Here is a 21,591-nt window from a genome sequence, read left to right as displayed (position 1 = left end):
TTTTTTATTTTTTAGCCTTTCATCTACTCCCTCTATCAATTTGATGAAAGGGTAAGACATTAAGGTTTATCGCAATATCGTTATTGGTCCGGTGTATGCATCCGGAAACAATGGATCTTTTAAATCAATGACATAATAATAGGTTCCAACAGGTAACTGTTCACCTTTGTAAGTACCATCCCAATTTTCTTTATATCCTACAGATTGGAATAACAATTCACCCCAACGGTTGTACACCTCTACTTCACAATTCGGGAACAACTCAATTCCATCAATAATCCATTCATCATTTGCACCATCTGCATTCGGAGAAATACCATCAGGAAAAATAATCGTAGGCAAAACAGTAACAACAACTGAATCGGAAGCAACACAACCTTGTGGCGATGTAATGGTAACGGTATATGTTGTGGTTGAGGATGGTGTTGCAACAGGATTAGTTGCATTCGGATTATCCAAAGCACCTGGTGTTGGTGTCCATTGAATGGTTGCTCCGGCAGTAGTTGTTGTTGGGCTACCACCAATGGTTGTATTGGCTCCAATGACAATGGTTGCGTCCGTTCCGGCATTCGCATTTGGCAATGGATTGGCGGTAACATCCACCGTATCACTATCCGCACAACCCGTTCCGTTATCTACCACCACATAAAAACTATTTGTACCTGCAGGTGGACTAAATGTTAACGTTGTAGAAGAACCTAAAAGTACATTTGACATATCAAACCATTGGAAAGTAATTCCATTTACACTTGCAGAAGCGTCCAATGTAATTGTACCTGATTGACAGAAAGAAGTATCATTTCCGGCAGTTGCAATTACTGTTTGATTTGGCAATAAAATAATCGTATCAGCGATTGTACATGAATTTGAATCGGTAACGGTGATGGTATATGTGCCACTTAAAATTCCGGTTAAATCTTCTGTCACAGCCGTTGAACCTCCACTCCATTGATAGGCATATGGAAGAGTTCCACCACCAACAGTTACATCAATACTTCCATCGGGGATGGTATTACAACTTGAATTTACAGAAGTACTGCTGATGGTTAAAGACGTTGGATTTACCAACGTTACTGTTTGCGTAGCAACACAGCCATTGGCATCGGTAACAGTCACCACATAAGTATTTGCATCTAAATTAATTGCAGTTGCAGTTGTTTGTCCAAGTGCAGGAGCTGGCGTCCATGAATATGCATACGCCAATGTTCCCCCTGAAGGAATAATTGTGATACTTCCGTTTGCATTTCCATTACACAATGGATCTTGTGCATTCGCTACACTAAATCCGATTGAATCGGGCTCTGTGATTGTTGTAGGGGCAATGGTAACACAACCTGCAGCATCGGTTACCTGAACAAAATAAGTTCCTGCACACAATGTTGGAGTTGTTGTTGCTGTAGTTTGCAAACCGATATCATTCCACAAATAAACAAATGGGGTTGCGCCTGTAGCAACAACACTTGCTGTTCCGTTGCAAGATGCATTACATGAAACTGCAGTAGAAGCAGTAGCCAATGTCGGACCACTTTGAGTATTGATTGGAACAATTAAATTCAAAACACAACCAGTGGCATCAGTAATATCAACCGAATAAACGCCAGCGCATAAATTTGTTAATGAGAAAGCTGTTGAACCGGTATTCCACAAAACGGTATAAGGTGCTGTTCCGCCTGTTGGAGCAATTGAGATAGAACCATCACACAATCCACAAGTTGCAGCAGCAATGATTTGATTTGGAACAATTGGAGCAGGCTCAGTAATGGTAATCGAATCCATCAGCGAACAACCATTCGCATCAGTGATTTGAACAAAATGAGTACCTGCGCATAAACTACCAACGGCTGCTGTTGTTTCTCCGGTTGCAATCCACAAGAAAGTATATGGAGCTGTTCCACCAACCGGTGTTACTGCTGTTACTGCACCATTGCACAAGCCATTACATGTTATGTTTGTTGATGCGATTGTCGCGCTGGTTGGTCCGCTTGTATTATTTACAGGAATAGAAACATTCGTAACACAACCATTTGCATCAGTAATATCAACTGTATATAAACCGGAACACAATGCGGTAGCAGTTGAAGTTGTTTGTCCGTTGCTCCATACATAGGTATAACCGCTAGTACCACCTGTAGGCGTTAAAACAGCACTACCATCACACAGCCCGCAAGTAGCGTCTGTAATAACTGCATTTGCAGTAACCGGAGGTGTTGCAGTAACCGTAGTTGTTAAAGTTAAAATACAACCCAATGCATCAGTAATATCCACTGAATAATTTCCTGCACACAAAGCAAATGCTGTATCGTTTGTTTGTCCGAGTGCATCATTCCATTGAATTGTGAATGGAGCAGTTCCGGAGGTAATATTGATGAATGCCATTCCATTACAAGCAGATGAGCAAGAAATCGTTGTAGAAGTAATTGTTGCTGTTAATGGAGTAGATTGAGAAACTACAAACGAATCAACTTGTGTACATAAATTACCATCGGTGATTGTTAATGTATATGTTCCTGAACACAAACCTGTAACACTTGGCGTACCTTGTCCGACAATTACTCCAGGGGCCCAGAAATAAGAATATGCACCTGTTCCACCGGTTGGAGCAACAGTAATTGCTCCAGTACAAATATTACTGCACAAAGCACTTGTAATAATTTCATTTGAAATAATTGGAGCTGGTTCAACAATTGTAACCGGACTAAAATGAATACATCCTGTGGCATCTGTTACTTGAACAAAATAATTCCCTGCGCATAAATTGAATGCAGTATCAAGCGGTGTTGAAGGTGTATCATTCCATAAGAAGGTGTAAGGCGGTGTTCCTCCAATAGGAGTTACAGATCCCGTTCCGTCACAGCCTGCATTACATGTCGTTGGAGTAGTAATAACCGTTTCACCTGTAGGTCCGCTAGAGTTATTCATTGGAATAGTGAATATAGAATCACAACCATTTCCATCTGTCACTAAAACATCATACAATCCGGCACAAACATTTGTAACGTTTGGAGTTCCGTTTCCTGCAAAAGGAGGTGGTGGAGCAACTCCTCCGATGGTCCATACATATGTATATGGCCCAACACCCGACACCGGAGTTAATGTAATGGTTCCATCACATGCTCCACAATTTGCCGGGGTACTACCAACAACCACATCCATTCCAATTGGATTTGCTAACGTTACGCTTTGTGTATCTGCGCAACCGTTTGCATCGTTTACAATTACAGTAAATATATTCGGACATAAATTAATAACCGTTTGTGTAGCTATTGCTCCCGGAGTCCAAGAATAGGTATATCCTCCTACTCCACCCATTGGATTTGCAGTAACACTTCCATCACAATCACCAACACATGTTGGAGAAGTTGCAGAAGGATTTGCAATTAAAACAGAAGGCTCAATTAATGTAACACTTTGTGTATTCGAGCAACTTCCATCGTCAACCGTTACGGTATAAATTCCAGCACATAAACCAACCGCTGTTTGTGTTGTTTGAACTGGAACGGTGTTCCAAGAATACGTATAAACACCAGAACCGCCTGTAGGATTTGCTGTTGCAGTCCCGTTACATGCTCCGTTACACAATGGGTTTACACCAACAGCGTTAGGAAGAATTGGAGCAGGCTCAGTAATAATAACCGTTGGAGGTACAGAAACACAACCATTGTTATCAGTAACAGTGGCAATATAATTTCCAGCACACAGTCCGCTAGCTGTATCATTCGCAATCGCTCCCGGATTCCAAACAAATGAATATGGAGCAGTACCGCCACTTGCGGTCACCTCTGCTAGTCCATCACAGACGCCAAAACATGAAGCATTAATTTGAGATGTCACAGTAGTTAATGCAGATGGCTCAGAAATAATCACAGTATCAGAGGCGGTACAACCATTACCGTCAGTAACAGTAACATCGTAACTTCCAGGGCATAATCCAACAACATTTGGCAAAGGGAATAATGGACCTAATGGAGGATTCGGCAACCATGAGTAAGTATAGGTACCTGCACCAGTTCCACCAACAACGGTAGCGGTTGCGGTTCCATCACAATCACCATTACACAATACATCTGTTGAAGAAAGTGTAACTACTAATGTTGGAGGAGAAACAATCGTAATAGTTAATGTAGAATCACAACCGTTAGCATCTGTAACGGTAAATGTATACACTCCAGCACACAAACCTGTAATGGAAGGAGTTGTTGCTCCTGTGCTCCACAAGAATGTATAGGTAGGAGTTCCACCTGTAGGAGCCAAGGTAATGCTTCCATCGCAAGCACCGCCACAACTTTCGTTCACAATGGTTGGGTTTGGAGAAATTAATGCAGGATTAATAATTTGAGCGGTATCAATGGTGACACATCCTGCAGCATCAATAACAGTAACAGTATAAGTTGTAGTTCCACACAAAGCAGAAATAGCTGCAGTACCATCGCCAACAGGAGCTCCAGGAGTCCAATCATAGACATATCCACCTGCTCCTCCAGAGGCTACAACACTGGCTGTTCCATCGCAAGCATTAAAGCAGGAAACATCAACATCAGTCATTACAGTAGTTGGACCAGCAATATTGTTTAAAATATAACTAAAATTATAAGTACATCCACCAGTAGTAATTGCCAAGGTATAAATTCCAGGCAGTAATCCTGTGATTGTTGGAGTGCCATCACCAGCGGGCGCACCCGGCCCCCAGTTATAAGTATAGGTACCTGCACCTGCTCCACCGGTTGGTGCAACTGTAATTTGTCCATCAGCAAATAAACAATTAGCATCTGTAATGGTAACATTATCAATAACGGCTGGAGGTCCTGTAATTGTGACGGTTGTTGTAGCTGTACATCCGCTAACATCCGTGACAGTAACGGTATATGTTCCTGTACATAAACCGGTTGCTGTTGCTGTATTTTGAACTGGTACTGTATTCCAAGAATAACTTAATGCTCCTGTTCCACCCACTCCACTAGCTGTTCCCGTTCCATCACATGAACCATTGCAGGTTTCGTTTACGCTTACAGCACTTACAGTTAGTATAGGAGGATTTGTAAAAGTGATTGAGTCACTGTTAAAACAGCCAGCTGCATCCGATACGTTAACGGTATATGTACCAGCACATAAACCAACAGCTGTTTGAGTTAAAGAAACTGTTCCGGAAGCACCGGACCAAATAAAACTATATGGAATTGTTCCACCTGCAGCATTTGCAGTAACAATTCCATCACACGCACCAAAACAACTTAAGGTTGTTGGAGAGGTTGTGATGCTGATAATAATCGTTTGCAAAATCGTTACTGTGCTAGAGGCCACGCAACCATTTGCATCAGTTACGGTAACGGTATAGGTAATGTTCGGGCATAAGCCGGTAGCAATTGGGGTTGTTTGTCCGCCTGGCATCCACAAATATGAATAAGGTGCTGTTCCACCTGCAGGTGTCACCGTTGCGGTTCCGTTGCAGACGTTACAACTAGAGGTTGAACTGGTAATTGGTGCACTTAATGCTAGAGGTTGGGTAATCGTAATTGGCATTGTTGATGGACAGAGATTTGCATCCAATATCGTTACGTTATATGTACCGGCACACAGACCAGTTACAGTTGGAGTACCATCGCCTGCCGGTGCACCGGGCGACCAATCAAACAAAGAATAAGGTGGTGTTCCACCCGATGGAACCGCTGTTGCAGAGCCATCACAAGGAATTACTCCGGCACAACTAATATTTGTAATTACAGAAGGATTCGCTAAAACTTGTGTTGGTTGCGTAATTGTAACCGTGTCAGAAATTGTACATCCGTTTAAATCTGTAACAGTAACCGTGTAGCTGCCCGGACATAAACCGGAGATAGAAGAAGTGGTTGCTGCACCCGGTAGCCACAAATAGGAATAGCCTGGAGTTCCTCCACCTGCAATTGCAGAAGCCGTTCCATCACATGCACCAAAACAGGTTACATTTGTAACAGAAGATGTCAGTACCAAAGCAGTTGGTTCAAAAATCGTAGTAGAAGCAGTTGCAGGACAACCATTTGCATCAACAATATTTACATTGTATGTACCCGAACACAATGAACTAATGGTTGTAGTCCCGTCCCCTATTGGAGCACCTGGAGTCCAATCAATTGTAAATGCAGCCGTACCTCCTGAAATAGTTGCAACTGCAATTCCATTACAATCACCATTACAAGCCAATGTGGTTGCAGCAATGCTAACACTTAAACTATTGGGTTGGGTAATGACAACTGTTCCTGAATTTGTACACAAGTTCGCATCTGTAACTGTAACAGTGTAAGAGCCAGGGCACAAGCCTGTAATGCCGGGAGTTACAGCGCCTGTACTCCACAAATAAGTATAACCGGCAGTTCCACCGGTAGGATTTGCTGTTGCTGTTCCATCACATGCACCATTACAAGTAACATTTGTAAATGTGGCCCCATCATTCAAAGCTGCGGGTTGGGTAATCGTAACACTTTGACTATTGGTACAACCATTCCCATCCGTTACAGTAACTGTATAGGTATTTGGGCATAAGTTAATTATGGATGCTGTGCCATCTCCGGTTGGTGTTCCTGGAGTCCAATCGAATGCATATGGTAATGTTCCACCGGTAGGAATGGAAGTTGCGGTTCCGTTACAAGCACCAAAGCACAATACATTAGTGCTGATTGGATTTGCTGCTAATATTGCTGGTTCTGTAATAACAACAACACCGGTATCTGTACACACGCCAGTATTATCAAAAACGGTAACGGTATATGTTCCTGCGCACAAACCTGAAACGTTAGCGGTTCCATCTCCGGTAGGATTTCCTGGTGTCCAATCAAATGTATTTCCACCGTTTCCGCCAACAACAACAACTGTAGCCGTACCATTGCACAATCCAAAACATGAAATATTGGTCCCGGAGGCCGTTGCCACCAATACCGGAGGCTCTGTAATCGTAACGTTATTGTTCAACGTACATCCATTTGCATCTGTAACGGTAACCGTATAACCTCCGGCACACAAACCACTGATTGTATTTGTAGTTAAAGCCGTAGAAGTAACCGATCCATTCGACCAAACGTAAATGTAAGGAGGAGTGCCACCTGATACTGTAGCTGTTGCGGTACCATCACACATCCCACCGCAGGTCGCATTTACATGAGACATATTTAAAGTCAATACGGGGGGTTGTGTAATGACGGTATCAAAAGTTGCTATACATCCATTCACATCTGTAACCGTACAAGTATATGTATTTGGGCACAAGGCAGAAACGTTTGGGGTTCCATCACCTATAGGTGCACCTGGAGTCCAATCATACGTATAAGGAGATGTTCCTCCAGAAGCAATTACGCCAGCGGTACCATCACAAAAACCATTACAGCTAACCATTGAAGCTGTTCCTGGTGCAATGAGTAAAACCGGTTGCACCATATTGATTACAGCTGAATTGTTTGTACAGCCTCTCGAATCTGTAACTGTAACTGTATACGTTCCAGCACAAACATTTATTGCAGAATCGTTTGTTCCCAATCCACCTGTCCAAGAATAGGTATAAGGGGGTGTCCCTCCTGTTTCATCTACCTCTGCTAAACCATCGCAGACTCCAAAACATGAAGGCGAAATATTTAATACTTCATAGTCAAATAAGAGCGCAGGCTCTCCAACAGTAATAGAACAAAACCGCGTGATTCCAGAAACAACATCTGTTACTTGTAGTGTATTAACACTGGTAGGACGAAGCGTGATACACGGTGTACCATCTCCAACAGGAACTGCAGCAAAATTCCAATCGTACGTAAATGTTCCAGAACCACCAGTAACTACAGCACAAACAGAACCATCAAACAATCCATTACAAGTTACACTATCTGCTGTCAATGTGATTGTGAATACTCCTGGGAAAACACAGGTAACTGTATTTTGACCTAATGCTCTGAACGTTGAAACGTTTGCATATCTTAAATTACCATCTCTAAAATTTGTGGTATTAATACTATCGGGGAAAATAATTGTGGAAGCTCCTGGATCCAATGTAGCATTAGTGGAATTGGTAAAGTCCCAACATTTTTTAATTGTTATTTCAGAATTCCCTAAAGATAAACTTCTTGTTTGTGTTGAATTTCCATTAAAATAATCACAAACTATTTTTTTATCGTTTGAGTTCAGTGAGCCTTTCAACAGATAAATGGTAATTCCATTGGTTCCATTTAAATCATCTTGAAGACTCCATGAACCTGAACCATTAAAAAGCCAATCTCCAATAATTGGTTTGCCTGCTGAATAGATCTCATTATTGAGTGTCGTAGCGGAAAAAATGGTCTTCCCTTTGAAGCCATTCATTAACAAAGGTGAAAGCTTATAATAACCATAAACAGAAAGCGACTTCGTTGCAGCGCAGGAAAATACCGCTTTAGCGTCAATATCCGTCCAATCCATATTTTTACAAGCCGTATTGACTGTAACCATTACGGTTTGATGATCAGCAGAAAAAGAGTGCTGATCAAAAAACACATTATCTTCAAGCGTTGGAATCGAGTTTGAAGAGACACCACCGCTTGTTAGCGACCAGTGTGCTTTATCATTCCATGCACCCGTACCTCCAATCCAATATAAGTTGGTAGCAGAAGCAGAGGTGACCAGTAAAAAAACGATGGATAGGAGTATATTTCTTTTCAAATTCTTCATAAACGGATTTCCTTACAAATATGCTACAAATACTTTAAATATAAAAATCCTGTAAAACTCTTATACACAAGCCTGTGTTAATAATTGAAAGATGCAGCAATATACAAAATAGTTGCTTCTAAGCGGTGAATAAAAGGTATGAGGCGGTAAAATAATCACCTTCACGGTGTAACTTTTAAGAAACGAGGTCGTCCTACTCAAAAATCAACTAAAATACATAAAAGTTAAAGCGCTGTAACTTTCAGAACAACACAAACGTCACATTCAAAAAACAACGAAAACTCTAAAATTATGAACTCTATAAAAACAAAAATTCTAGGATTAACTTTACTGACAAGTTTCTCCTTTTTAACAAGCCAAGCTCAACAAACACGACCGGTTGGCGACTTCACAGGTATAAAAGCAGGAGATGCATTTAACATTAACATTACTCAAAGTGATGCTAACAGCGTAAAAGTAAACGCACCGGAAAATGTTCAATCCCAAATTAAAACAGAAGTAAAAGACGGAATTTTAACAATCACTACCGAAGGGAACATTAAAGATGCGGATGAAATCACTATTTCTGTTGCAATGAAATCCCTAACCAGCCTTGATATTTCAGGTGCTTCCGATGTAAAAAGTGAAAATCAATTAACCTGTGAGAAATTAACAATCATCACCAATGGGGCGGGAGATATTCACTTAGATGTAAAAGCAAACGATATCAAAGCAGACATTAGTGGCGCAGGCGATGTTACCTTAAAAGGTACCGCTCAACTGCTTGATGTTACTGTATCAGGAGCCGGTGATTTAAAAGCATCCAACTTAGAAGCGACCAAAATTAAAGCAAAAGTTTCCGGTGCCGGTGATGCAAAAGTATATGCCATACAAGGTTTAGATGCGGATGTTTCAGGCGCAGGATCAATTATTTACAAAGGGAATCCGGTAGATCGAAATGTTAACATTAGCGGAGCCGGATCTGTTCGCGAAAGCAAAAGCGGAACAGGTGAAGAAACTGCAAGCGATACAACAAAAATCAAATTAGGCGGAAAAAACTACACGATCATTGGCGATGGTGATGATGATGATAAAAACGAAAGAATTTCTAAAAAGGATTCTTTACGTAACATCAATGAACAATTCAAACATTGGAATGGTATTGAGTTCGGAGTGAATGGAATGATGGACTACAAAAACAGTATTGATCTTGGTCCGGGAGCTAATTTCCTTGAACTGGACTATGCAAAATCAATTCAATTAGGATTGAATCTTTACGAAAAAGATTTTCACATCTACAAAAACTACATTAATCTTGTTACCGGTTTTGGATTTGACTTTAACCATTATGCACTTCAAAATAATGTAACATTAAATGGCGACACCACCTATTTATCAGCATGGAACGATTCAACCATCGACTACAAAAAGAATAAATTAAATGTCACCTATTTAAAAGTGCCCTTAATGTTAGAATTCAACACCAGCAAAAATCCCAACAAAAACTTACATATTGGTGTGGGTGCTGAAATAGCATATCGAATTCATGCTGTTATAAAACAAAAATATGAGGTCAACGATAGAACTTATAAAATCAAACAAAAAGATGATTTCAATTTAGAACCATTCCGTTATAGCGCTGTTGCTCGAATCGGGTTTAATGATGTAACCATTTTTGCAAACTACGGCTTGAACCGTTTGTTCAAAAAAGACAAAGGGCCACAAGTTTACCCTTTCACAGTCGGAGTAACATTTACAATGTAGGTTCTCGATATCACACAAGAAAAAAACAAAGAGGAATACGATCGTTTAGTTAGATTAAAAAACGCCCCACTCAAATGAGTAGGGCGTTTTTTTATCGAATGAGATAAATAAAAGACTGTTTAGTTCCTATCAATGACGATTATAAATTTTATTTATTAAAAACAACGTCATTGGAATGAACGAAGCAATCTATTTCACCAAGCAATGAAATCTTACAAAGCAGTGTTCAACTGAAACAACAATGGTTTACTTGGTGAAGCATCATTTTCGAAGCTGGCGATTTGAATGTTCAGCAAATAACTACCATCATAAATTGTATTCGGCACATAAATCATCTCGGTAATCGTACGATGCAATTGGGTATTGTGAGGATATTGCCAAAATGCATGATGCGCTAACAATTTACCTCCATCAACCTCTTTATCCACAGATGGCAAATCAATCATTAAATGATCAATCCCTAATCCATCTATATATTTTGCGGCTTCTTCTAATAAATAAGGAGGATTTGTATTCGAATATTGTTTATTAATTTTAGAAATATGATTGTCGAGTGTACGAATGATGATTGCCTCCGGTCGTTTCTCACCCAAACAATTTTCAATATGCTTTTGGGTAATCACTTTGTCACCATTTTCTAATTCATCGGGAAGCACCGTAATTACTTCCGCCATAAAAAAGAATTTTTTTAACGTTTGATTGATGGAATAATCTTCTTTACTAATATGACCCACACATTCTGTATGTGTTCCATTACCGTGTGGATTAAAAAGGATGTTACGAAAATTCACTGAACCGCCTTGCTTCACATCACCCACCCAATCTCCCATACGGACGGGCTCAATGGAAACAGGATTCGAATACCATGCATTTACATTTTCTTTTCCTGTTCTTAAAGGGATGGAAATATCAATGGGATTATCTAAATCCACATTATATGATTTTCCTTTGTGTGTTATTTTTGAAATCATGATTCACGAATTTTAAAAAGATCGCTTGCAATCTTATCTGCAATTAATTTTCCTTTATCTGATAAATATAATTTATTTTCTTCAAGCAGCACATCCTCCGATTTAATATAACTCTTTACGTTTTGCATACAATCATCTAAAAATATTTTTCCAAAACTTTTTTCCACCTGTATTAAATCCAAGCCCCAGATGGTTCTTAAAGAAGTCATCACATATTCATTATACTGTTGTTCTGGAGAAAGCACTTCTTTTTCAAAATTCAGATTCCCTTTTTCAATCGACTTTATATAGAGCGCATTGTTGGCAATATTCCATTGACGACTTATTCCATCAAACGAATGTGCAGAAGGACCTAAGCCTAAATAATGTTCTTTTCTCCAATAGTTGCTATTGTGTTTGGAAAACGCTCCGTTTTTACAAAAATTCGAAATTTCATATTGAACGAAGTCATTTGCATGCATGGCTTCTAACATTATCTCGAACTGTTCAGAACTATGCTGCTCATCCACATTCTTCACTAATCCTTTTTTCACCTGATGTGCCAACGCTGTTTTAGGCTCAACGGTTAAGCAATATGCTGAGATGTGATTCACATCCAAGGCAAAAGCAATCTGTAAATTGTTTCTCCATCGGTGATGTGAAAGTGAAGGAATCCCATAAATCAAATCAATGGTAATATTATTAAAACCATTTTCCTGCGCCAACTTTACCGCTTTTATGCTTTCTTCTGCAGAGTGCGCACGATTCATTAATTTTAAATCCTCATCATAAAAACTTTGGATCCCAATACTCAACCGATTGATTGGCGTATCTTTCAACCTCACCACTTTTTCTTCTGTTAAATCGTCAGGGTTAGCTTCCAGCGTAATTTCTGCATCTTCATCTATTTCGAAATTACTTTTTAGAACATCATAAATTTCAAGAATTTCCTGCTTTGAAAGCAAGGAAGGCGTGCCTCCTCCAAAATAAATGGTAGAAATAATTTCTGATTTCAAATACTCTTTTCGAAGTACTATTTCTTTTTTAAGTGCATTTAAGAACGCATCTTTGTTCTGAAGAGAAGTGGAAAAATGAAAATCGCAATAATGGCAAGCTTGTTTGCAGAAAGGAATATGAATATAAATACCGGCCATTATTTATTCAACACAATTCTGAATGTTGTTCCTTTATCAATTTCAGAATTTTTTACAAATATTTTTCCCGAATGGTAATTTTCAATGATTCGTTTTGTAAGCGACAAACCTAATCCCCAGCCTCTTTGTTTCGTTGTAAAACCAGGTTCAAAAACAGTTTTGTATTTTGATTTAGGAATACCTTTTCCTGTATCTGCCACATCTATGTATACGAATTGAGTTTGATCCGAAATACTGATTACAATCGAACCATTCCCATCCATTGCATCTACAGCATTTCGAATTAAATTTTCAATCACCCATTCAAACAATGGAATATTCAATTGTCCGAAAATTTCTTTTTGATTGCTTGTTTCTATTCTGAAATTAACATTTTTAGATGTTCTCAATTTCATATAGTTCACAGCTGCTTCCAGCACTTGGACCAAATCAACGGTATCCAATTTGGGAACAGAACCAATTTTGGAAAAACGTTCGGTGATTGTTTCCAATCGTTTTACATCCTTTTCAATTTCAGCAGCTGTTTCCGGATCCAATCCTTTGGAACGCAAATATTCCAGCCATGCAATTAAAGACGACAGAGGTGTTCCTAATTGGTGCGCTGTTTCTTTTGCCATTCCCACCCAAACCTGATTTTGCTCAACTCTGCGAGCAGTGCTGAACAATAAGTAAGCTACCAGTAGAAACAAACCAATAATTGTAAACATCACATACGGGTAATATTTCAGCTGTGTCAACAACATTGATTCTTGATAGAAAATATAACTTTTGCTTCCATCGCCAAACTCCACCTCAATCGGTTGATTTTGGGAAGCCATCAATGTTAATGTTTGATTTAAATAAGCGACATCTTTAATTTTTACAGAATCTACATTCCCATATGCAATCACATTCTCTCTTGTAGAATCGGTATAAATCACAGGAACAGAAGCCGAATTCACAGCCACTTCAGAAATAAATGATTTGATTAAATCATCCAAATTATTTTTCAGCTCCGAAAACAATTTAGAATCTTGGTAGTATAAATAATTTTTTTGTCCTTTATAAATCGTAATTTCTATTGGTTCCTGCTTTGCACGCATGGCTTGCATTTGCAGTTTCAAATACGTTTTATCCTTTTCTTTTTCGGGGTCTAGATTTCGAGAGGTAATCACCGTTCCATGATCGTCTGTAAGAATAACAGGCACGGTAGTATTATCGGAAACCACTTTTAACACAAAACCATAATCGGTTAAATCCTGAGAAAGTTGACGTGTTGCTTCTGCCCACAGCTCTACTTTCTTACGTTCGTCAATTTTGATTTTATTAAAAAGTTCGTTGGTGTACTTCACTAAATCGGCCTTTTTCTTAATTGCATCCGCCCATAGTTTGACCTTTACGCGTTCTTCTTGCGCTATTTTATTTACAAGTGTATTTGTGTACCAAAGGGATGCTGTAATGATAACAATGGCTGCCATAAACAACCACAATTTCCATTGCTGCTTCTTCGAATAAATACTCATGGATTCCTTTTTAAATTGGAGTACGAAATTAGTGTTTTTTAGGAGAAACACTCTAACAAGAGGGATTTTACCTTAAAAATCTTCTTCTTCCGGTTTTTTAGGCTTTTTCAGCTCCTTTTTTTCCTCTATACCGCCATTATCTGCTTCGTCCCACTTAATTATGAATTTGGTATCCTCCTTTGGAGTTTTATGATTCAAAGTGGAATCTTTTTTGAACAAACCGAATTCTTCCTTTAAAATTGTTTTGAGTGTTTGCTTCTCTACTTTCAAATCCTGCTGCACATTTTTAATGGCGCTTTTCGAATCATACTTAATGGTTGGATGCTCAACCGTTCCTGTCATTAATAAAAAGATATTGGTTCGTCCTAATCCATCATCTGCCACTTCACCAAATTCATCATTTTCCCTTTTAGCATTTTTTGCTTTCTTTGAAAGCAATTCATTGAGTGATAATTTTACTCGATAATTGATTTCATTTTTAAATGTATGTGTTCCGGATGCAACAATATTTATTGCATTGGATTTTACTTCCATTTTCGGAATGGTTATGATTTGATTTTTTATTTCTATTTGATTTTTTAAGGTTGAGAAACGTACATTTTCCAAATCTTTCAATTCAATAAATCGCGATAAACTTTTCATTGCCTCCACATTGTTCATTTCTCCATTTTCGATAATCATTTCTACTCCTGCATACAATTTATCTAAATCCATTTTCAAATCCGGACTAAGCATCGAAGCAAATTGAATTTTAGCCGTTGCTACGCCTTTTAAATTTTTATCCGTCACAGCTGTTTGTCCAAAGTTTTCAAACCCTTCAAACATTTTGGTAATGTTTATTCGATTCACATCCGAGAAACAGGTAATAAGCAGCTTTGTACTATCTGTGCCATCAATTAAACCGCTTGTAGTGATTGTCCCATTCATTGTTGAAAGCACAATTGGGTCTACTACCATTTTTTGATCTTTCAATTTGATAACCCCATGAATATTGGTTGCATCAAATTTTCTGAAAACCAAATGTTGTATTTCACTATTTAAATTCACATCCAGTAATTCCGAAAATCGCAATTTATATTTGCTAGATTTTCCCGAATCTTCTTTATTGGACAACAATTCATTCAAATTAATATTTTCCGATTTCAAGGTAGCTTCAATCGCGATACTTTGATTTTCTTTCAACATAAAACCAATAATGTTTCTAAAAAAACCTTTTAATTCAAAATCGCTGCTGGCAATTTTTCCTGAGAACGTATTGACCGCCAAATCATTATTATCAAACTTAAAATCACCATTAATTCCGGAAAAGTCCAATGTGTAGTTCTTTAATCGCACATTCATATCTTTGATTTTCAAATCACCGGTTGTAGTAATATTTTCATAATTCCCGGAGCTGATATTTTTTTCATCACCACTAAAAACAGCATCCACAAAAACATTCCCGGTAAGTGATTCAATCGTATCGATCTTCATAAATTTCTGAACATTTGCCAAATCCAGATTTGCATTCACTTTTCCGGAAAACGAAGGATTTGCCAAGTTTTTTATCGACAATTCACCCGACAGCGTTCCTTGATCAATAGTCGCTGAAAAAGGAATCAATGTGAGCAAGGATGGTTCGTTTGCATTTTTAATTCCGTTAAAATAATGACCTTTTACATTTACATTGCGAAGTTGGATGTTCTCTTTCACTTGCGTGATGTCTGCATTTTTAATTCCAAAATCTGCTGTAATTTGAGGCATTTGTTTTCCTGAGAAAACACCTTGAATGGTTGCATCAAAATAAAACTCGCCATCACTCTCATAATCATTAATAACGCCTTTATATTTATTAGGTATTAAGGATAAAACAGATTTTATATCCATATCTTTCCCTTTTACTCCCAAATTCAGAATCGGATCATTATTGCTGTTTACAACATTTCCAACAATTTCAAAAAGGAGGTTTTCGATTTGAATTTTTCCTGTTTTAATCTTGTAGGAGGGCACTGAATTATCAACACTCAAATCAAGTTCCAGATGGACATTTTTTTTGCGAATAAAGTTTGTACTATCTGCCTTTATTACATTCACAAACAAATCACTGGTAGTTTGCAAAGCATATTTTTCATCTGAAAAATTGCCCGACAAATGACTTTGTTCAATCTTAAAATCAATATTCTGTTTTGCTTTCGCATTTTTAAATGAAACTTGAATATTTTTTAGGACTATTTCTTCTAAGGAAAATGCAAAAGAAGTCGAGGAAGTATCAGTGGATTCTTTCCAAAAGTGATAATTATCGTTACCGAACTTATCGATTCGAACTTTCAAGTCAACATCTTCCAACTCCATCTTTCTGACACGGTAATTTTTTTTGAAGATATCAAGGATATTAAATTGAAGTGAAATGGTTCCTGCTGAGAAAAGTGTATCTTTTTTTCTTGGCGCTTCATTTTCACGCACGATTGCTTCTAACGCTTTTACATTTTTAAAATCAACAGAGGCATACGGGAAATTTTTAATTACCGTAAAGTCGATGTCTTTTCCATCAACAATGATTTCGGTATTTAATTGTTTGTTCAGTTCACCAATAACATATTCCTTCACCTCATCCTGATAAAGGTAACCAACCAGGAAACCACCACCGATGATTAACAGAAGAAGTGTGAAAACAAACAGAATGAATCGCTTTAGAAAACGAAAAAAACGAGGTGTTTTTTTCGGCTGTTGTTCCGGACTATTTAATTGATTTTCGTTTTCCATTGAGCGCACCTGAAGCTGTCACAAAGTTTACAAAAAAATAGAGGTATCCTTTGCAGTGCAACAAGATGTTATCAATAACGAAAAGTGGATAAGTTTAGTATTATTCTTTTTCGGTGCTAATCATCTTCAACATCCCCACTTCAGCATCGGTAAGAAATCTCCATCGACCGCGAGCCATGTCTTTTTTGGTTAATGACCCAAACATCACACGATCCAATTTACGCACGTTGTAGCCCATGTGTTCGAAGATTCTTCTTACAATTCGGTTTTTACCGGAGTGGATTTCTACTCCAACCTGTGTTTTATCAACACCATTGGCAACATAAGAGATTTCATCTACTTTAATTGGGCCATCCTCAAGCTCTAATCCCTCAATGATTTTATCCATATCGGCACGCTTCAAGGGTTTATCCAATTCTACGTGGTAAATTTTACGAACACCGTATTTCGGGTGGGTTAATTTTTTTGTTAAATCACCATCATTTGTAAACATTAACAAACCTGTTGTTGCTCGGTCTAATCGTCCAACCGGATAAATACGTTCTTTACAAGCACCTGCAATGAGTTCTAAAACAGTTCTTCGTTTTTGAGGATCATCAGCAGTGGTGATATAATCTTTGGGTTTATTTAAAATCAGGTATACCAGACGTTCCTTTTTTAGTGTTTGTCCGCCATACTTAATAATATCTGTTGGTTTCACACGGTAGCCCATTTCAGTAATGGTTTTACCATTTACTTGAACAACTCCTGATGAAATCAAATCATCTGCTTCTCTTCTAGAGCAAATACCTGCATTCGCAATGTATTTGTTCAATCGCATGCTGCCATCATCTTCTTCGCGTGATTTTTTTGCCGGTGCAGGTTTGTTGGTCCAGGTTTTCTTTACATATGGCTTTTTCTCATACCCTCTGCCTTTTCCCGAAGGAACTCCACGGAGAAATCCTTTTCCTTTTTCTCCACTAGAGGTGGTTTTCGGTTTGTCGTACTCAAAATCTTTTTCATCCAAATCGTAAGGATTTGCCTGAACGGATTTTTTTATCGGTCCGGATTCTTTTGAAAATGGCTTTTTATTAAACGGTTTGGCACTACGCTCTGTTTTTTTGCTATCGAAAGAGTCGTCTTTTTTAGTGAATTCTTTCTTATTGAAACGACCATCTTCTGCTGGTTTTCTTTTTTTGAAGTCACCACTGCGACCATCGCTTTTTGGCTTAGAAGTTCCAAAATCTGAAGGACGGGATTCGTCACGAAAACGTTCAAAGGCAGGTTTTGAGTCGCGTTTGTCTTTTCTATCCTTTGAGGGGAATGATTTTGATTCAGAAGTAGATTTTCTTTCTTCTCCACCCTCTTTCTGAGATCCGAACGGACGTTTTCCTTTTAAATCTTTACCAGTTTTACGCTTGAATTCCTTTGCCATTTTAATATTTTTTGCAAAGATACGAAAAATAATAGGTTTTAGCTCAGGAATACCATTCGGCAAAGGAAAACAGCGCTCTTCCTATAACATCGGATAAAAAGCATCTTCAATGTGCTTAATAGATGTATGATCATTTAAAACAACAGAAATAATATCAAAACGCACCTCCAAATCCAATTGTTTCCGTTCAATATACGCATTGGCTGTTTTGATTAAATTCTTTTGCTTTTGTTTTGTAACGAAGCTCTCCGGTTCTCCAAAATAATTGCTCTTCCTTGTTTTCACTTCGGCAATCACCAAGATTTTTGATTTTTCAGCGATAATATCGGCCTCTAAATTCATAAAACGCCAGTTGGTTTCCAGGATTTTATATCCATTTTTTTCTAAAAAATCAGCAGCCATTTGCTCGCCTTTTTGCCCGGTAATGTTGTGTTCTGCCATTATTTTATATATTTTATTTATTAAGATAATTGGGCAAATATGAAGGATCTCACTGCCAAAAATGCAAGATGTTTACAATTTTTGGTACAACTTTTGAAATACTGAGACTGCTCTTAAAAAAAATTACTATTTTAGCACAGCAGTGCGATACGTAATAAAACAAGAAATGAATTATACAGTATTCACCAATATCTAAAAAACTAACAAACCATGCGTAAAATGTCTATCCTTAAATTAATCACCGTGATTGTAACGATTGTATCGTTTTCATTAACAACGGCTGCACAATCTTTCGAAGGGGTGATTGAATTCAAAAAATCTACAACTATCGATACTACCAGTTATGTTTACACAATTAAAGACAACATGGTGCGCATCGATGAAATCGGATCTAAATCACGCAAAGTGGAAGGTTCTTTTTTAGTGGATTTGGATGCAAAAACAATGAAATTTTTAAATCACGACAGAAAACTATACGGTGATCAAAATACACCTGCAGCTCCTGTAATTAAAGGAACATGCACTGTAAAAAAAGGACAAAATGTAAAAAACTTGCAAGGGTTTAAATGCGTGGAGTACATAGTTACAAACAATGAAGAAAACACACAAATCACTTACTACATTGCAGATGGTAAATTTTCTTTCTTTGAAAAATTATTACGTCAATTAAACCGTAAAGAAAAATCAGCGGTATATTTTTTACAAATTGCTGATATCAAAAACATGTTCCCAATGCTTTCTTTCCAAACAGATTTAGCAGGAAAAGAGAATAGCCGATTAGAGGTTACAAAAATCACAAAAAAGGAAATTGACCCAGCCATTTTTGAAATCCCGAAAGGATATAACAAATTCGAAAAATAGGTTGTAAAAACCAAAGAAAATCCCCGCTCCGAATAGTCGAAGCGGGGATTTTTTGTTTCCCCTAAACAAAACACTTCCTTTTTAACCCTCTTTTAAAGTATAAACGTCCCTCAATCGTTTACCTATATAGCGCTTCGACTATTTACAGATTCTCTTGCTCGATACCCCATTGAGCAACAAATATTTGTTATCTTTGCGCCTTATTAAAAAACAAGATTTACATCAATTATAATGGATAAAAAATCGATTACCGGCTTATTACTTATTGGAGCAATATTAATTGGATGGATGGTATTAAGTCAGCCTTCTGCAGAAGAATTGGCTAAACGTAGAGAAGCAATTGTTGCGGACTCAATTGCGCAATTCAAAACCAACGAAAATATAAAAAGTCAAACCGTTGCAAAAGTTGAAAAACCAGCTGTTGTTGCCGGTATTCCGGTTGCATTGTTGAGAGACTCTACCGGGAAAGTAAACGATTCTGTTCAAAACCTTCTAAAAAAACAAGTATATGGCGGCTTTGCTGACGCTTCTTCTGGTGATTCGAAAACCATCGTTTTAGAAAATGAAGTAATGAAAGTTTCTATCTCTCCGAAAGGCGGTAGAATTTCCTCCGTAGAGTTAAAAAACTATAAAACACACGACCAAAAGCCACTTATTTTATTTGATGCAGATTCATCCGTTCAGAATTTAAGCATCAAAGCTTTTGGCAAAGACTTTACAACCGACACCTTATTTTTTACCCCGGAAGGAACTGCATTTAACATCAAAGGAACAGAAAGCAAAAGTATTGCAATGCGCTTGTATGCAGGCGACAAAGGAAAATACATTGAATATGTTTATTCCCTAACTGGAAATGAATACATGATGGGATTCCGCATCAATACCGTTGGAATGAAAGAAGTGATTTCTCACAATGGCAGCATTACCATGAATTGGGGAATGAAAACACCAATGCAGGAAAGCAGCCATCAAAATCAACAAATGGCTTCTACGATTTACTACAAATATCCAAATGAAAATGTGGATCGTATTAGTGAATCGACTTACGAGAAATTGCCAATGGAATTTCCGGTAAAGTGGGTTGGATTCAAACAACAATTCTTTACGTCAGTAATCATTGCCGACAATACTTTTAACAAAGAATCTGAAATTGAAACCATCTCACAACAAGGTTCAAAAAACTATGTAAAAGAATACCATGCATCGCTTTCTATACCGTATGCAAAACCAAACGAATCGATTGGTATGCGCATGTATTTTGGTCCGAACCATTTCAAAACATTGAAAAAATATGATTTGGAATTGGAGAAACAAATCAATTTAGGTTGGAAAATTTTTGGTTGGCTCAACCGATTCTTAACCATTCCTATTTTTAATGCATTGGATAGTTTAAACTTAAACTACGGTATCATCATTTTGATTTTAACAATCATTTTAAAAATCTTGTTATTGCCAATTGCATACAAAACGATTTTATCCTCTGCGAAGATGCGTGTGTTAAAACCGGAAATTGATGAAATCAATGAGAAACATAAAAATGATGATCCAATTAAAAAGCAACAAGCAACAATGGCCCTTTATAAATCAGCCGGAGTTAATCCAATGGCTGGTTGCATCCCTGTATTATTACAAATGCCGATTTTAATTGCATTGTTCAACTTCTTCCCTGCTTCTATCGAATTGCGTCAGCAAGGTTTCCTTTGGGCACATGATTTATCAACCTTCGACTCCGTTTACAATTTCGGATTTAATGTTCCATGGTATGGTGACCATGTGAGTTTATTCGCATTATTAATGACTGCTTCTACATTGTTATATACATGGAGTAACAGTCAATTGATGGGAACCAGCAATCAAATGCCAGGTATGAAATGGATGATGTACTTGATGCCGATTTTATTCTTAGGATTCATGAACAGTTATTCAGCCGGATTAAGCTGGTATTATTTCTTAGCGAACATGATTACATTCGGACAAACATGGGTAATTCAAAAATTTGTGATTGATCACGAAGCATTGCACGCGAAACTACAAGAGAATAAAAAGAAACCTGTAAAACAGTCGAAATTCCAACAAAAGTTGGAAGAAATGACCAAACAACGTCAAGAAATCAGTAAAAAGAAATAGTC

10 protein-coding genes are annotated in these 21,591 nt (G+C 37.8%); 3 read left to right on the top strand and 7 right to left on the bottom strand.

Annotation, left to right across the window (positions count from 1 at the left end):
- Positions 1–66 precede the first annotated feature (66 nt).
- Positions 67–8,655, bottom strand: a complete 8,589-nt coding sequence (locus IPP64_13560) for a gliding motility-associated C-terminal domain-containing protein (protein ID MBL0330413.1) — start codon at positions 8,653–8,655, stop codon at positions 67–69.
- Positions 8,656–8,946: 291 nt separating this feature from the next.
- On the opposite strand from IPP64_13560, the gene IPP64_13555 reads away from it, so the two are divergent.
- Positions 8,947–10,398, top strand: a complete 1,452-nt coding sequence (locus IPP64_13555; GenBank protein MBL0330412.1) for a DUF2807 domain-containing protein — start codon at positions 8,947–8,949, stop codon at positions 10,396–10,398.
- A 212-nt stretch (positions 10,399–10,610) separates the two neighbouring features.
- Here the strand turns inward: IPP64_13555 and IPP64_13550 are convergent, their stop codons facing one another.
- The 6 genes from IPP64_13550 to IPP64_13525 form a co-directional block, all read right to left on the bottom strand.
- Positions 10,611–11,369 (bottom strand): cyclase family protein, encoded by a 759-nt coding sequence (locus tag IPP64_13550; GenBank protein MBL0330411.1) that lies wholly within the window; start codon positions 11,367–11,369, stop codon positions 10,611–10,613.
- Complete coding sequence (gene hemW / locus IPP64_13545; GenBank protein MBL0330410.1) at positions 11,366–12,502, bottom strand: radical SAM family heme chaperone HemW; 1,137 nt, start codon at positions 12,500–12,502, stop codon at positions 11,366–11,368. Before hemW ends, IPP64_13550 begins: the two co-directional genes overlap by 4 nt.
- Entirely contained in the window at positions 12,502–14,004 is a 1,503-nt protein-coding gene (locus IPP64_13540; GenBank protein ID MBL0330409.1) for a HAMP domain-containing histidine kinase, read from the bottom strand. Before IPP64_13540 ends, hemW begins: the two co-directional genes overlap by 1 nt.
- A gap of 72 nt (positions 14,005–14,076) precedes the next feature.
- Entirely contained in the window at positions 14,077–16,746 is a 2,670-nt protein-coding gene (locus IPP64_13535) for an AsmA-like C-terminal region-containing protein (protein ID MBL0330408.1), read from the bottom strand.
- A 100-nt stretch (positions 16,747–16,846) separates the two neighbouring features.
- Positions 16,847–18,160: an rRNA pseudouridine synthase gene (locus IPP64_13530; GenBank protein MBL0330407.1), complete on the bottom strand. Its 1,314-nt coding sequence runs from the start codon at positions 18,158–18,160 to the stop codon at positions 16,847–16,849.
- A gap of 81 nt (positions 18,161–18,241) precedes the next feature.
- Entirely contained in the window at positions 18,242–18,601 is a 360-nt protein-coding gene (locus IPP64_13525) for a YraN family protein (GenBank protein ID MBL0330406.1), read from the bottom strand.
- A 219-nt stretch (positions 18,602–18,820) separates the two neighbouring features.
- Here IPP64_13525 and IPP64_13520 point away from each other — a divergent pair, with 219 nt between their 5' ends.
- Complete coding sequence (locus IPP64_13520) at positions 18,821–19,462, top strand: DUF4412 domain-containing protein (protein MBL0330405.1); 642 nt, start codon at positions 18,821–18,823, stop codon at positions 19,460–19,462.
- 231 nt (positions 19,463–19,693) lie between these two features.
- Complete coding sequence (gene yidC / locus IPP64_13515) at positions 19,694–21,589, top strand: membrane protein insertase YidC (GenBank protein ID MBL0330404.1); 1,896 nt, start codon at positions 19,694–19,696, stop codon at positions 21,587–21,589.
- Positions 21,590–21,591 lie beyond the last annotated feature (2 nt).

The sequence above is a fragment of the Bacteroidota bacterium genome, assembly GCA_016722565.1.
Lineage (GTDB): Bacteria > Bacteroidota > Bacteroidia > 2-12-FULL-35-15 > 2-12-FULL-35-15 > 2-12-FULL-35-15.
The sequence above is the reverse complement of the archived record's forward strand: the minus strand, read 5'-3'. Positions and strand labels throughout refer to the sequence as shown.

Excerpts from the sequence above, each read along its gene's own strand:
- yidC (MBL0330404.1), top strand. The coding sequence starts at position 19,694 with ATGGATAAAAAATCGATTACCGGCTTATTACTTATTGGAGCAATATTA.
- IPP64_13520 (MBL0330405.1), top strand. The coding sequence starts at position 18,821 with ATGTCTATCCTTAAATTAATCACCGTGATTGTAACGATTGTATCGTTT.
- IPP64_13550 (MBL0330411.1), bottom strand. The coding sequence starts at position 11,369 with ATGATTTCAAAAATAACACACAAAGGAAAATCATATAATGTGGATTTA.
- IPP64_13560 (MBL0330413.1), bottom strand. The coding sequence starts at position 8,655 with ATGAAGAATTTGAAAAGAAATATACTCCTATCCATCGTTTTTTTACTG.
- hemW (MBL0330410.1), bottom strand. The coding sequence starts at position 12,502 with ATGGCCGGTATTTATATTCATATTCCTTTCTGCAAACAAGCTTGCCAT.
- IPP64_13540 (MBL0330409.1), bottom strand. The coding sequence starts at position 14,004 with ATGAGTATTTATTCGAAGAAGCAGCAATGGAAATTGTGGTTGTTTATG.
- IPP64_13530 (MBL0330407.1), bottom strand. The coding sequence starts at position 18,160 with ATGGCAAAGGAATTCAAGCGTAAAACTGGTAAAGATTTAAAAGGAAAA.
- IPP64_13555 (MBL0330412.1), top strand. The coding sequence starts at position 8,947 with ATGAACTCTATAAAAACAAAAATTCTAGGATTAACTTTACTGACAAGT.
- IPP64_13535 (MBL0330408.1), bottom strand. The coding sequence starts at position 16,746 with ATGGAAAACGAAAATCAATTAAATAGTCCGGAACAACAGCCGAAAAAA.
- IPP64_13525 (MBL0330406.1), bottom strand. The coding sequence starts at position 18,601 with ATGGCAGAACACAACATTACCGGGCAAAAAGGCGAGCAAATGGCTGCT.